Consider the following 13,308-nt stretch of genomic DNA (forward strand, 5'->3'; position numbering starts at 1 on the left):
ACCCACCCACCCTGCTGGCGGCGCAGCTGCTCGAGGCGGGCGCGACGCCGTGGATCACGCTGGCCTGCCGCGACCGCAACCGCGTCGTCCTCGAGCAGGAGCTGCACGGCCTGCGGCACGTGGGGGTGCGCACCGTCCTGTGCGTCACCGGCGACGGCCGCGGCTACGACGTCCGGCCGGACGTCACGCAGGTCTTCGACCTCGACGGCCCGCGGCTGGCCGCCCTCGCGACGGCGACCGGGCTGACGGCGGCCGTCGCCGAGACGCCACTGGCCCCGCCGCGAGCACTGCGCCCGCGACGCCTCGTCCAGAAGCAGGCCGCCGGGGCGCAGGTCGCCGTGTTGAACCACGTCTCCTCGACGGCCGAGCTGCGCACCTTCGTCGACGCCGCGCGCGGCGCGGGTTTGCGGATCCCCGTCGTGGCCAGTGTCGCCGTCTTCACCGACGCACGGTCGGCGGCCGTGCTCGACGCCCTACCCGGGCTGCACCTGGACCCGGCCACGGTCGCCGAGGTCCTCGATGCGGACGACCGCGTGGAGGCCGGGATCGCCGTGGCGGTCCGGGCGGCGCAAGAGGTTCTGACGATCGACGGGGTCGACGGGGTCAACCTGTCGGGCTCGGCGGCGACCGGCGGCCCGCAGGTCGGCGCACAGATCAAGGCCGAGATCGGCCGACGGTTGGGAGAGTCATGAGCGACGCCATGGACGACGAGTTCGACACCCTCGCCGGGTGGACCGCCGACGCGGTCGACGAGCTCGGCCCGGAGTACGCGATCCCGGCCGGTTGCCGGGGCAGCGGCGGCCCGGCCGCGCTGGGCTGGCTGCTGGAGCATCTGGCCGTGACGGCGTCGGATCGCATGCTCGACGCCGGCGCCGGGGTCGGCGGCCCGGCGGCCTTCGCGGTGCAGCGCACCGGCGTCACCGTCGTCCTGGCCGAGCCGGAACCCGAGGCCTGCCGGGCCGCACGGCACCTCTACGACCTCGAGGCCGTCGTCGCACCGGGCCAGGACCTGCCCTTCGGTGACGACGCGTTCGACGTCGCCTGGAGCCTGGCCGTGCTGTGCACGACCGAGGACAAGGACGCCCTGCTCGGCGAACTGCATCGGGTGCTCGCCCCGGCCGGCCGGCTCGGCCTGCTCGTCTACGTCCGCACCACCGACGACCTGAGCGGTGGCCCCGAGGGCAACGTCTTCCCCTCCGACGACGAGCTCGCGCAGCTGCTGGACGGCGCCGGGTTCGACGTCACGGGCCGCCAGGACGTCTCGGACCTGCCGCCCGACGACGAGCAGTGGACGCAGCGCGGTGACGCGATCGACGACGTGCTCGAGCGACGGCACGGTGACGACGCGGCGTGGCAGACGGCGCAACGCCAGACGGAGGCGTTCGGCGGGTTGCTGTCGGACGGCCGGGTCATGGGCCGGCTCGTCACCGCGGCCCGCCGCTGAACCGCGCTGCAGGGGCCCCGACCGCCGCACTGGACAAGTGGTGACTCGGCCCTACGATCAGGCGAGTAGGGCAAGGTTCGGCTCGATCACATCGACACGTGGAGGCCCAGTGAAGACCAAAGGCGCAGTGCTGTGGGAGGTCGGCGGCGAGTGGTCGGTCGAGGAGATCGAGGTCGGTGATCCGCGCGAGCACGAGGTGACGGTCGAGCTGGCCGCCTCCGGGCTGTGCCACTCCGACGAGCACCTGGTCACCGGCGGCACGCCCGTCGAGCTGCCGGTCATCGGCGGTCACGAGGGAGCCGGCGTCGTCACCAAGGTCGGCCCCGGCGTCACCTCCCTCCAGGAGGGCGACCACGTCGTCACCGCGTTCATCCCGGCCTGCGGCCAGTGCCCGCCGTGTTCGGACGGGCACCAGAACCTGTGCGACCTCGGCGCGGGCCTGCTCACCGGCCAGTCGATCAGCGACGGCAGCTTCCGCATCCAGGCACGCGGCCAGAACGTCATCCCGATGTGCCTGCTCGGCACCTTCTCGCCCTACATCACGGTGCACGAGGCGTCGGTCGTGAAGATCGACCCCGACATCCCGCTGGAGGTCGCGGCGCTCGTCGGGTGCGGCGTCACCACGGGCTGGGGCTCGGCGACCAGGGTCGCCGACGTCCGTCCGGGCGAGACGGTCGTGATCATGGGCGCCGGTGGCGTCGGCATGAACGCCGTGCAGGGCGCGGCCGCAGCCGGCGCGAAGCAGGTCGTCGTCATCGACCCGGTCGCGTCCAAGCGCGAGCGGTCGATGCAGTTCGGGGCCACGCACACGTTCGCCAGCGCCGCCGAGGCGACCGCGGCCCTCGTCGACCTCACCCTCGGCCGGATGGCCCACAAGGTCATCATCACCGTCGGCGACATCCAGGGCGAGAACGTCCAGGAGGCCCTGACCATGACGGCCAAGGGCGGGCGTGCCGTCGTCACGGGCATGGGCAGTGCCGCCAACGTCGACGTCAAGCTCAGCCTGTTCGAGCTGACGCTGCTGCAGAAGGACCTGCAGGGCGCGATCTTCGGCGGCGCCAACCCGCGTGCCGAGATCCCCGCACTGCTGTCGCTGTACCAGGGCGGGCAGCTCAACCTCGACGACCTGGTCACGACCAAGTACAAGCTCGAGGAGATCAACCAGGGCTACCAGGACATGCGCGACGGCAGGAACATCCGCGGCATGATCACCTACAGCGACGCCGATCGCTGAGCCCGCGTCCTAACCGATCGCGACGCCTGCCGCGAGCCAGCCCGAGCGCAGCAGGAAACCGGCCTCCGGCCCGACGAGTTCGGTGACGAGTTCGAGGAACGGCGCCGTGAACTCGGGCCCGTGACCGGGGGAGCCACTGAGGTGGTGCGCGAGCTCGTGCAGGACCACGAGCTCGCGCATGGCCCAGCGCCCGCCGACCGCGTGGGTGGGCACAGCCATGGTCGCGGTGGCGAACTCGTACTCGGCCTTGGTGGCGCCGGCGCGGGCGCGCACCGTCACCGGCGCAGCCGCACCGAGCCGACGGACCCAGTCGAGCGCGAGGACGGCGTCGACGTAACGCTGCACGGCCGGCACGTCACCGAACTTGCGGTCGTCGGGCAGCGCGACCGTCGAACCGAACGCCTCCACCACGGGGTAGTCGGCGCGGCGGTCCAGCATCCGGGCCAGCAGCTGCTCGGCCTCGTAGACCCGCTGTCGCTGCGGATCGGTCATCGGCTACGGCAGCGCGGCCCGGCCGGCGGGCAGCGCGTCCGAGGAGGGCGTGCGCGCCGCGACGGCCGCCCGGCGGCCCGCGCGCTCGGCCAGCGTCGACGACCGCCCCGAGCCCTGCCAGCCGCGCCAGGAACCGCGCGCCTGCGACGTGCGGGTGTAGAGGTCGGTGACCTCGAGGGCCTTCTCGGTCAGCGCCAGCTCGGTGCCCGCGGACGCCGACGGCAGTGCCCCCTGGGCTCGTAGCGTCTCGGCCGTCGCCTCGGTACGCGCCTCGCCCAGCCGTTCGCCGATGCGGGTGGCGAACGCGGTCTGGAAGCTGATGCGTGCGGTGCTGCCGTGCACCGGCTTGCGCACCACCCGCACGCGGCCCCGGTCGTCGCGCTGCTCGCCCCACGTCTGCTCGCGGCGGTACGCCCCCGACCGCAGGTAGGCGTCCGAGGCCCGCACCATCTGCACCACGAGCGAGGCGTACAGCGCCTGGCAGACATCGACGTCGGTCTCGAAGCCGTAGGCGATGACGTAGGTGGAGTTGGACGCGAGGTCGCAGGTGAGGTCGTTGGCGCGGGCGATGGCCAGGTAGAGCTGGACGTAGGTCTTGAGCGCGCGCTTGCCCGCCGGGCCGATCTCGACCCGCCGGGCGACCGGGATGGTGCGCCGTTCCTCCCGGGCGGTGTGCGCGCGGGCGACGGCGAGGTCGATGGACGTGAGCGTGGCCAGCCGTTGGGCGGCGGCCATGAACGCCTCGGCCTCGTGGCTGTTGGTGGTGGACTCGGCCTGGCGCAGCAGCGCGGCCAGCTTGGTCAGGTACTTCTCGTCGGGCACCCCGCCATCGTGCCGGGCCGGTCCGACAGTTCCGCGCAGGGGCACGCGGCGGACGCGGGTCGGCGAGGGCTCAGCGGGGTCGGGAACGGGCTCAGCGGGTGCGGGGCCAGGGCTCGACGTCGACCTGCCGCATCCCGCGCGTACCGGTGACCTGGATGCGCGCACCCGCGGCCAGCGCCTGATCGCAGTAGGCGAGCAGCATCGTCGGCTCGCCGGCCAGCACCACCTGCACCTCGCCGGGCAGGCGACCGCCGCGCACCGGGCGGACCACGGTGCCGACGGCCCCCAGGAGCGCGTGGTCGGGCATCCGCCGATCCTAGGTCGGGGCCGGCCACCGGGCGTCGCGACGCAGCGGGTGGTCGGCGGGGATCTCGACCAGGACGATCGGGATGCCGTCGGGGTCGGCGACCCAGGCCTCGACCAACCCCCACGGCTCGGTGCGGGGGCCGCGCGCCACACCGACCCCCAGGGCCGCGAGGCGTTCGACCTCGGCGTGCACGTCACGAACCTGCAGCCACAGGGCGACGTCACCGTGCCCGCCGGACGCGCCGGCGCCGGACACCTCGAGCAGGGAGGTGCCGAGGAAGAACACCATTCCGGGCGCCGCCGGGTCGCCGAACTCGCGGTACACGGCCAGGCCCAGGACGTCGCGGTAGAAGGCCTGGGATGCCGCCGGGTCGCTCGGACGCACGATCGTCCGGCCGCTCAACACGTCCATCTCGTGCGCCTCCCCGGCTGTCGTGGCGGAAGTATGACGGGTCCCGGTGCCCGATTTGCCACTGTGTGAGGGCTATGCCGGCCTCTTTCGACGCGAAACTCTTCGACGGCGAAAAAAGTTCTGTGACGGGCCGTTATACGGGCAGTGACCGTGGTTATGTTCCGGGTGCTCGTCACTCATCCTGCGGGGGATGACTCGGAAGGCCGACGCGATGTCCTCCACACTCGCACAGCCGCGCACCACGTTCTCCGCCACCCGCCTCCGCGGCCGCCGCCGGATCCCCGCCGTGCCGGTCGCCACCGACGACCTCGCCGCCGTCCGGGCCATCCCGGGCTGGCAGGTCGTCGAGCGCAGCGCCTTCGGTTTCGTCGACCAGGTCGCCGTCGCCCCGTCGGCCATCGTCGCGATCACGGCCCGTCACCACACGCCGCTGCAGGGCGACGCCCACGTGCAGCGGGCCTGGAAGGCGATCCGCGACGCCAAGGGCTCGGCCGCGCTGATGAAGCAGATGCTCGGCCCGGACTCGCCGGAGGTCACCCCGGTGCTCGTCCTGTCCGGGCCCGGCGCGCCGGAGCTCGAGGACGGCCACATGCTGATCAAGGGCGTGCGGGTCGTCGACGGCAGCCGCCCCCACCTGTGGGCGCACCTGTTCAACGCGCCCAACCTCGACGAGCTCGAGCAGCGCCGACTCGCCCGCTCCCTGCGCGTCTGACCGCGGCTGCTCCGCCGCGCGCCGACCGCCGACCGCCGCGACCCGTCTCAGCAGCCGAGGTGGGCGAGGCCCTGCAGCAGCAGCGTCCCCTGCCCGCCCTGCATCTCCCCGAGCAGCGCCGGGTCCTTCGCCTCGGCGGGCGTGATCCAGGTCAGCTCGAGAGCGTCCTGCTGCGGGGCGCAGTCGCCCTCGACGGGCACGACGAAGGCGAGCGACACCGCGTGCTGGCGCGGGTCGTGGAACGGCGTGACCCCCGGGACGGGGAAGTACTCGGCCACCGTGAACGGCTGCGGCGTCGACGGGATCCGGGGCAACGCCAGCGGGCCCAGGTCCTTGTCCAGATGCCGCAGCAGCGCCTCGCGGACCCGCTCGTGGTACAGCACGCGCCCCGACACGAGCGCCCGGCTGATGCCGCGCTCGGTGGCCCGTAACAACAGGCCCACCGCTGTGACCTCGCCCAGCCAATCGACCCGGACGGGCACGGCGTCGATGTAGAGGATGGGCATCCGCTCGCGCGCGGCGTCGAGCTCCTCGCGGCTGAGCCAGGCACCCGAGGTCTGCGAGCCGGTGTCGATCGTCACCCGCGTGATCCTGCCAGTCGCGCCCGCGCCGCGACGCGCGCGTCCCGGGCGGCGCGCGGACGGGTCACAGGTGCTCGGCCAGCCACGCCCACTCGAGACCCAGCTTGCCGGCCGACTGCTCGGCCGCGACCTTCTCGATCACCCCACTGAGCAGAGGCACGCGCGCGGTGACGGTGCCGGCCTCGACGAGGCGTGTCCCGGCGCCGCCCGGACGTACCTCGGTGGTGCCGCCGATGTCGACGGGCACGCCCTTGGTGGCGACCTCCCACACCGCGGTCCGGCTGCCGTCGGGCCCGACGGGGCCCCAGCGCTCGGTCTGGGTCAGCTGGGCCGCACCGCGGACGAGCCGGGCGACCGGCCCCGGCAGCGATCCGCTCTCGGCCCGCCGCGAGACGAAGGTCAGCGTGCCGTCGGCGCCCAGATCGACATCGACGACCTCCGCGCCGGTGGCCCCGGCAGCGGCGTAGCGCGCCGCGTGCGCGGCCGGATCGAGCAACACCGCGAGAACCTGGTCCGGCCTGGCGGCGAACTCGGTCTCGTGGCGGAACCGGCTGGTCACGCCGAGGTGCCGGCGGCCGTGCCGGCGCGGTGCTCGCCGTAGACGACGCCGAGGAAGCGGGCGACGGCCTCCGCGGCGGCGGTGGCGCGGGGCGTGCCGAACACGTCGAAGGCGTGTTGCGCCCGTGGCAGCTCGGCCCAGACCACGGGTCGTTCGGACACCGCCCGCAGGCGGTCGGCGAACAGGCGGCCCTCCTCGACCGGGATCAGCGAGTCGTTGGTGCCGTGGGAGAGCAGGAAGGGCGGCGCGTGCGGACCGACGCGGCTCATCGGCGACGCCTCGTCGTAGGCGTCCCGGGCCTCGCGGAAGCGCTGCTTGACGACGCGGCGCTGCAACAGCGGGATGAGCCCGTGGTTGCCGACGTGGTCGCGGTCGGTCCAGTCGTAGGACCCGTAGAACGGCACGGCCGCTGCCACCGTGGTGTCGGTGTCCTCGAAGCCGGGCTGCCACTGCGGGTCGTTCGGGGTCAGCGCGGCCAGCGACGAGAGATGACCGCCGGCCGAGCCGCCGGTCACGGCGATGAACGAGGGGTCACCGCCGTAGCCGGCGATGCTGTCGCGCAGCCAGGCGATGGCCCGCTTGACGTCGACGATGTGCGCCGGCCACGCGTTGCGCGGGCTGAGGCGGTAGTTCATGGCCACGCACACCCAGCCGCGTTCGACCAGGTGGCTCATCAGCGGGTAGGCCTGGCCGCTCTTGCTGCCGGTGACCCACGCGCCGCCGGGCACCTGCAGCAGCACCGGGGCCCGCGCGTCCCGGGGCAGGTCGGCGCGGTGCCAGACGTCCAGGCGGTTCGCGCGGCCTGCCGGCCCGTAGTCGAGGTCGGAGTCCAGGGCGAACCGGCGCCGGACGCGGGCCATGCGCACCAGCCCCGGCGTGCGCGCGGTGGCGGCGTCCGGGCCGGGGTACTCGGGCTGGACGATGCGGGAGCGGTAGCCGGCCCCGAGCGCGGTGACCAGCGCGTCCTCGTAGACCCGGCCGGCCTGCCGCGCGGTGCGGTCCAGGGCGAGCAGGGTGCCCGTCGCTCCCGCCGCGAGCAGCGCGCCGGCCAGGCCGCTCCGCCCGTGTGCGGCGCCGCGCAGCGCCCCCACCGCATTGACCGCGGCGTGCAGGCCCACGGTGGGCAGCGTCAGCTCCGAGGTCGACCAACCGGCCAGGAAGGCGGCGCCGGACGCCGGACCGTGCCGGTCCACCGGTCGCCACGCGTTCGCGGCGTTGAGGGCAGCGAGCGCGTTGTAGGCGAGCAGCGCCTGCGACGACCTCGACACGGATATTCGGCCCCTCGACATGTTGAGCGTGAGAAAGTTGTTTGGTACGGTCTCTTCCTGGGAAGATACTAGAGCGAGCGAGTGATCGAAGATCGGTGCCGGGGGGACGATCTGCGCTTCACTCGCCGACGCGGCCCCGTCCTCGCCGATCAGGCAGGGCGGGGTCGCGTCGCGTAGCGACCAGCCCGGGATCGTCTGCCGAGGGTTCGGGGGCGTGCGCCGCACCCAGCCGCTCGAGGATCTGCGCCGCGGAGGCGACCTGGCTCGGTTCGACGTGCGCGAGCAGGGAGTCACGCAGCGCCTCGCGGTAGACGCCCTCGACCCGTTCGGCGAGCTCGCGACCGGGTTCGGTGAGCGCCGCGTGCACGACCCGGCGGTCGCCGGCCACGCCGCGACGGTCGAGCAGGCCGTCCTTGGCCATCCGGTCGGCCAGCTTCGTGAACCCACCCGAGGTCATGGCCAGGTCCCGTGCCAGCACGGTCATCGGCAGGCCGAGCGACGGTGAGGCGAGCAGCATGTGCAGGACGGCGAAGTACTGCGCCGTCACGCCCTCGGCCTCGACGGCGTCGTCGAGGCGGCGTTGCACCATCGCCGCGCCGGTACGGATGCGGTGCCAGTCGGCCGCGAGCGTGTCGTCGTCAGCTGCGCCAGGACCAGACACGAAGCTCACAGTAGCGCCTCGTCGCCGCGCTTTCGCGCGGTGCGTCGCCGGAGGGTGACCGCAGTTACGTCGTAGCCGCGCAGCCGGCCGCGATCAGGCCAGGGTCAGGCGGACGACCTCGCGCAGTTCGCTCGGATCGGTGCTCTTGGTCGACTGCCGCAACACTGTCTCGGCGGATCGTCCGTGGGCGATGAACTCGGCGAGGTCGTTGCCGAAGTGCGGCCCGGCCAGCCGCGACCAGCGGAACGACGCCGGCGGGACGGGCGCCACCGCACGCAGTACCGTCCGCACGAACCGCTCGGCGGCGCGGCTCCAGAACACCCGGAACACCGCCTTCATGAACCACGGCACGTAGTTGTGCAGCGGCGAGCAGGTGAGCTGGTAGACGCGGGCCCGCAACGGCCGGTCGAAGTGCGCCTCGGCGACGTAGGCGTGGTGGACGTCGCCGGACAGCACGCACACCGCGGCGGGGCCGTCGTCCGAGGCGGCGACCCGGGCCAGCAGCCCCCCGAGCCGCTCGAAGCCCTTGCGGAACGAGGCCCAGTGCTCGAGGTCCGCCGCCCGGCGCAGCCACTCGCCGAAGCGGTGCAGCCGCGTGCCGTGCCGGCCGCTGCACAGCTCCTCGTCCCACGCCTCGAGGTCGTGCAAGGCGCGGGTCAGCAGCCAGGGCAGCGAGGTGCCGACGAGCAGGTGGTCGTAGTCGCCCTCGACCTGCTGCTCGATCCAGGCGAACTCGTGCTCGCTGACCATGCTCCGCGCGCCCTCGGCAAGGATGCGACCGCAGCGTGAGTCGATCATGACGAGCCGGGTGCGGCCGAAGTCGCGGCGGTAGGACCAGCGGGTGCCCTTGGCGCCGTCTGCCTCGGCGTCGGCCTCGGTGGCGAACGCGCGCAACAGGTGGTCGGTGTCGCCGTCGCCCGCCCGCACCCGCTGGTACAGCTCGTTGGTCACCAGCTCGCCGGGGGAGAGGTTGCCGAGGTGCTGGTAAACCCAGTACGACGACAGGCCGCCGATGATGCGCTCCTGCCACCAGTCGGTCTGCTGCATCTCCACCCGCCACTCGTGCGAGGTGTTCCAGTCGTCGCGCACGTCGTGGTCGTCGAAGATCATCGAGCTGGGCACGGTCGACATCAACCAGCGGACGTCGGGGTCGGTCCAGGACTCGAGGTAGAGCCAGGTGTACTCCTCGTAGTCGGCGACCTGGTCCTTCGCGCCGCGGGTGATGTCGCGCTTCGCGCGGATGCGGCGCTGCGTGGCGGGGGACGTCTCGTCCGCGTAGACCTGGTCGCCGAGCATGAGCACGGCCTGCGGCCAGCTCGCCTCGTCCTGCCCGGCGAGCTCGCGGGCGTAGCAGGCCAGCGAGTCCGGGTCGAAGTGCTTGTCCGCCAGCTTCACGGACGCGCGGCCGTAGCGGCACGAGCCGAAGGCCACGCGCACGTCGGTCGCGTCGTCGGGCAGGGTGCGGATCCGCGACGCCGGGTGGTGGGCATTGATCGGTGGCCAGGCCTGCTCGCCGTCGAGCTCGACGGTGTAGGGCGTGGCCGCATCCTCGGCCAGCCCCTGCACGTGCACCAGCGCGTAGTGGTGGCCGTTGACCGTCCACGTGGGTTCACGCGCGTCGAGCACGCGCACCTCGCACGGCTCGTCGGTCTCGACCCAGACGGTGGCGTCGGAACTGCCGACGTGGCGCAGGACGGGGCCGATCAGCAGGCGGGGCATCACCCCACCCTGCCGCATCGGTCTAGACGGGTGCCACAGGTGCGGCCTCGAGGACCTCGGCCGCCGCCGCCCGGCGGGCCGTCCGTGCGGTGACGAGCGCGCCCAGCGCGGCGGCGACCAGGCACGCGGCGGCGCCCAGCACCAGCCCGGCCCGTCCGCCCCAGGTGTCGGCGACCCAACCGGCGACCGGGCCGCCGATCGGGGTGGAACCCAGGAAGGCGACCGCCCACAGGGCCATCACCCGCCCGCGCATCCCGGGTGCGGCCGCCAGCTGCAGGCTGCTGTTGCCCTTGGACAGGAACCCGACGCTCGCGCCGCCCACGAGGGCGAGGGCGATGAGCTCGAGCCACAACGTGGGGGCGGCGGCGGCCAGCGCGATGACGACACCGAAACCGGCGGCCGAGACGGTCAGGGCGCGCAGCCCGGTCCGTCCCCGTGCGGCCACGTACAGCCCGCCCACGACCGCGCCGACGCCCATGGCCGCGGTCATGAACCCGTACGCCGTCGAGTTGCCGTGGAAGGTGTTGCTGGCCACGACGGGCAGCACGACCTGGAACTCGTAGGCCAGGCAGCCCACCAGCGCCATCATCAGCAGCGGCCCGGCGAGTTCCGGCGTGCGCCGGACGTAGGCCAGGCCCTCGCGCACCTGCCCGCTACCTCGCGGGGTCGGGGGAGCGGGCGACAGCTGCGAGACGTCCAGGCGGGCCAGCGACACGACGACGGCGACGAAGCTGGCCGCGTTGAGCAGGAAGCAGATGCCGGTCCCGCCGACCGCGATGATCACGCCGGCGACGGCGGGCCCGACGGCGCGGGCGACGTTGACGAGCACCGAGTTCAGGCTGACCGCGTTGCGCAGGTGCTCGGGGCCGACCATCTCGAGCACGAACGACTGGCGTGCCGGGTTCTCGAAGGTGTTGTTCAGGCCCAGCAGGAACGCGAGCAGGTAGACCTGCCACAGCACGACGACGTGGGCGATCGTCAGCAGCCCCAGGACGAGGGCCAGCACACCCATCATCGACTGCAGCGCCATCATCAGCTTGCGCTTGTCGACGCGGTCGGCGACGACGCCGCCGTAGGGTCCGAGCAGGAGCACGGGCAGGGTCTGCAGGGCGACGGTGAGACCGAGCGCCGCGCCGGAGTGGGTGAGCTGCAGCACCAGCCAGGACTGCGCGACCGTCTGCATCCAGGTGCCGATCAGCGAGACGGCCTGACCGCTGAAGTAGCGGCGGAAGTTGCGGTGCGCCAGCGCGGCGAAGGTGTCGCGCGCGAACTCGCGCGGGGTCGTCATCGCGTCGCACGTCCCGCCCGCATGGCCGCGGCCAGCGACTCAAGCGCCGGCACGGCCTTGAGCAGGGCCTCGCGCTCGTCGGGCGACAGGCCCTCCAGCCAGCCGGCGAGGGCCGCGGTGCGTTGCCGCCGCAGCCGGTTCTGGGTGCGGGTGCCCTCCGGCGTGATCTCGACCGTGACGGCGCGCCGGTCGTCGTCGCCGGGCACGCGGCGCAGCAGGCCGGCGTCCTGCAGCTTGGCGACCAGCCGGGAGGCCATCGTCGGGTTGAGCCCCTCGATCTCGGCCAGCTCACCCATGCCCACGGACTTGTGGCGGGCGAGCGTGCCCAGCAGCGACAGCGTGGTGCGGGTCATGCCGTCGCCCGACACCTCACGGTCGACGGTGCGCGAGATGCGGCCCAGCGCGATGCGCAGCCGGTTGACGTCGTCGTCCACCCGTCACTCCCTTTAGTTGCCTATCGGCAAGCATATGACCCCGATGCAAGTGGTCACACCGGGATGCGCCGGGGCTGCGGCGGGGTTGGGCCGGGTAGTTAGTGATTGACCCGTCAACCAAGGAGTACACCCGCATGACATCACTGTTCGAGCCGATCGAGGTCGGCAACCAGACGCTCGCGAACCGCGTCGTCATGGCGCCGCTGACCCGCAACCGTGCCGACTCCGAGGGCGTGCCCCAGGACATCGCCGTCGAGTACTACCGCCAGCGCGCCGGCGTCGGCCTCATCGTCACCGAGGGCACCCAGCCGAGCGCCGTCGGCCAGGGTTACCTGAACACGCCGGGCATCCACACCGAGGCCCAGCGCGAGGGCTGGCGTGCGGTGTTCGACGCCGTGCACGCCGAGGGCGGCCACATCGTCGTGCAGCTGATGCACGCCGGGCGCATCGCGCACAACGACAACCGTGCCGTGACCGACATCGTCGCGCCGAGCCCGATCGCCGCGCCCGGGCAGATGATCACCGCCACCGGGCCGCAGGACTACCCGACCCCACGGGCCCTCGGGATCGACGAGATCCCCGGCGTCGTCGCCGAGTTCGTGCACGCCGCCCGCACCGCCGTCGAGGCCGGCGCCGACGGCGTCGAGATCCACGGCGCCAACGGCTACCTGATCCATCAGTTCCTCGCCCCGTCGTCCAACGACCGGACGGACAGCTACGGCGGCACCCCGGCCAACCGCGCACGGTTCGCGATCGAGGTCGTCACGGCGGTCGCCGGGGCCATCGGGGCGGACCGCGTCGGGCTGCGCATCTCGCCGTCGCACAACATCCAGGGCGTCATCGAGGACGACGAGGCCGACACCACGGCCACCTACCGCGCGTTCGTCGACGCCATCCGGCCGCTGGGGCTGGCCTACCTGTCCTACCTCGCCGACCCGCGTGCGGCGCTGACCCGCGACCTGCGCACCCGGTTCGGTGGCCCGGTCGTCGCCAACGACGGTTTCGGTGAGGTCACGACCCGCGAGTCGGCGCAGGCGCTGCTCGACGAGGATCTGGCCGACCTGGTGGCCGTCGGCCGGCCGGTGCTGGCCAACCCCGACCTCGTGCGCCGGTGGCGCACCGGGGCCGAGCTGAACGAGCCCAACTCCGACACGTTCTACGGTGGTGGCGCCGAGGGTTACACCGACTACCCGCCGCTGCCCGCCGAGGCCGCCTGACGCCCTCTCTCGCCGAGACCTGTCCGCGCCCAGTCGAGTAGTACATCGGCTGGGCGCGGACAGTTTTCCGGCCGGGTACGAGTCGTGGGCGCCCCCCCCCCGGGGGGGGCCGGGGGGGGGGGGCGCCGGCGGGGGGGGGGGGGGGGGGGGGGGGGGGGG

General features: G+C 73.3%; 16 protein-coding genes. 5 read left to right on the top strand and 11 right to left on the bottom strand.

What is annotated here, in order from left to right; genetic code table 11:
* The 3 genes from ACFFCA_RS18755 to ACFFCA_RS18765 all read left to right on the top strand — a co-directional run.
* Nucleotides 1-692 (top strand): methylenetetrahydrofolate reductase (locus tag ACFFCA_RS18755; protein ID WP_375487612.1); only part of this gene is annotated, 692 nt, incomplete at its 5' end.
* On the top strand, nucleotides 689-1,444 hold the full coding sequence (locus ACFFCA_RS18760; RefSeq protein WP_375487614.1) for a class I SAM-dependent methyltransferase: 756 nt from the start codon (nucleotides 689-691) through the stop codon (nucleotides 1,442-1,444). The genes ACFFCA_RS18755 and ACFFCA_RS18760, both read left to right, overlap by 4 nt.
* Nucleotides 1,445-1,553: 109 nt before the next feature.
* Entirely contained in the window at nucleotides 1,554-2,678 is a 1,125-nt protein-coding gene (locus tag ACFFCA_RS18765; RefSeq protein ID WP_375487616.1) for an NDMA-dependent alcohol dehydrogenase, read from the top strand.
* Nucleotides 2,679-2,687: 9 nt separating this feature from the next.
* Here the strand turns inward: ACFFCA_RS18765 and ACFFCA_RS18770 are convergent, their stop codons facing one another.
* The 4 genes from ACFFCA_RS18770 to ACFFCA_RS18785 all read right to left on the bottom strand — a co-directional run bounded on the left by ACFFCA_RS18770 (nucleotide 2,688) and on the right by ACFFCA_RS18785 (nucleotide 4,710).
* Entirely contained in the window at nucleotides 2,688-3,170 is a 483-nt protein-coding gene (locus ACFFCA_RS18770) for a TIGR04338 family metallohydrolase (RefSeq protein WP_375487618.1), read from the bottom strand.
* Between the two features lie 3 nt (nucleotides 3,171-3,173).
* The gene (locus ACFFCA_RS18775; protein ID WP_375487620.1) at nucleotides 3,174-3,992 is read right to left on the bottom strand and encodes a DUF2786 domain-containing protein; all 819 of its coding nucleotides are present in this window, start codon (nucleotides 3,990-3,992) and stop codon (nucleotides 3,174-3,176) included.
* 91 nt (nucleotides 3,993-4,083) lie between these two features.
* Entirely contained in the window at nucleotides 4,084-4,299 is a 216-nt protein-coding gene (locus tag ACFFCA_RS18780; RefSeq protein ID WP_375487622.1) for a hypothetical protein, read from the bottom strand.
* A gap of 9 nt (nucleotides 4,300-4,308) precedes the next feature.
* Nucleotides 4,309-4,710 (bottom strand): VOC family protein, encoded by a 402-nt coding sequence (locus tag ACFFCA_RS18785; RefSeq protein WP_375487623.1) that lies wholly within the window; start codon nucleotides 4,708-4,710, stop codon nucleotides 4,309-4,311.
* Nucleotides 4,711-4,900: 190 nt separating this feature from the next.
* Here ACFFCA_RS18785 and ACFFCA_RS18790 point away from each other — a divergent pair, with 190 nt between their 5' ends.
* Complete coding sequence (locus tag ACFFCA_RS18790) at nucleotides 4,901-5,422, top strand: hypothetical protein (protein ID WP_375487625.1); 522 nt, start codon at nucleotides 4,901-4,903, stop codon at nucleotides 5,420-5,422.
* 47 nt (nucleotides 5,423-5,469) lie between these two features.
* Here the strand turns inward: ACFFCA_RS18790 and ACFFCA_RS18795 are convergent, their stop codons facing one another.
* The 7 genes from ACFFCA_RS18795 to ACFFCA_RS18825 form a co-directional block, all read right to left on the bottom strand.
* Nucleotides 5,470-5,997, bottom strand: coding sequence for an NUDIX hydrolase family protein (locus ACFFCA_RS18795; protein WP_375487641.1), 528 nt, complete (start codon nucleotides 5,995-5,997; stop codon nucleotides 5,470-5,472).
* Nucleotides 5,998-6,067: 70 nt separating this feature from the next.
* Complete coding sequence (locus ACFFCA_RS18800) at nucleotides 6,068-6,562, bottom strand: DUF2505 domain-containing protein (RefSeq protein WP_375487627.1); 495 nt, start codon at nucleotides 6,560-6,562, stop codon at nucleotides 6,068-6,070.
* Nucleotides 6,559-7,830 carry an alpha/beta hydrolase fold domain-containing protein gene (locus ACFFCA_RS18805; protein ID WP_375487629.1) on the bottom strand — a complete coding sequence of 424 codons (1,272 nt, stop codon included), beginning with the start codon at nucleotides 7,828-7,830 and terminating at the stop codon, nucleotides 6,559-6,561. The genes ACFFCA_RS18800 and ACFFCA_RS18805 overlap by 4 nt, the downstream gene beginning before the upstream one ends.
* Nucleotides 7,831-7,948: 118 nt before the next feature.
* Nucleotides 7,949-8,491, bottom strand: coding sequence for a MarR family winged helix-turn-helix transcriptional regulator (locus ACFFCA_RS18810; protein WP_375487631.1), 543 nt, complete (start codon nucleotides 8,489-8,491; stop codon nucleotides 7,949-7,951).
* Between the two features lie 93 nt (nucleotides 8,492-8,584).
* Nucleotides 8,585-10,210: an alkaline phosphatase D family protein gene (locus ACFFCA_RS18815; RefSeq protein WP_375487633.1), complete on the bottom strand. Its 1,626-nt coding sequence runs from the start codon at nucleotides 10,208-10,210 to the stop codon at nucleotides 8,585-8,587.
* Nucleotides 10,211-10,232: 22 nt separating this feature from the next.
* Nucleotides 10,233-11,498: an MFS transporter gene (locus ACFFCA_RS18820; protein WP_375487635.1), complete on the bottom strand. Its 1,266-nt coding sequence runs from the start codon at nucleotides 11,496-11,498 to the stop codon at nucleotides 10,233-10,235.
* Nucleotides 11,495-11,932: a MarR family winged helix-turn-helix transcriptional regulator gene (locus ACFFCA_RS18825; protein ID WP_375487637.1), complete on the bottom strand. Its 438-nt coding sequence runs from the start codon at nucleotides 11,930-11,932 to the stop codon at nucleotides 11,495-11,497. Before ACFFCA_RS18825 ends, ACFFCA_RS18820 begins: the two co-directional genes overlap by 4 nt.
* Nucleotides 11,933-12,066: 134 nt before the next feature.
* Here ACFFCA_RS18825 and ACFFCA_RS18830 point away from each other — a divergent pair, with 134 nt between their 5' ends.
* The gene (locus tag ACFFCA_RS18830; RefSeq protein WP_375487639.1) at nucleotides 12,067-13,149 is read left to right on the top strand and encodes an alkene reductase; all 1,083 of its coding nucleotides are present in this window, start codon (nucleotides 12,067-12,069) and stop codon (nucleotides 13,147-13,149) included.
* The last annotated feature ends 159 nt before the right edge of the window (nucleotides 13,150-13,308 follow it).

The organism is uncultured Jatrophihabitans sp. (genome assembly GCF_964252635.1).
Lineage (GTDB): Bacteria > Actinomycetota > Actinomycetes > Mycobacteriales > Jatrophihabitantaceae > Jatrophihabitans.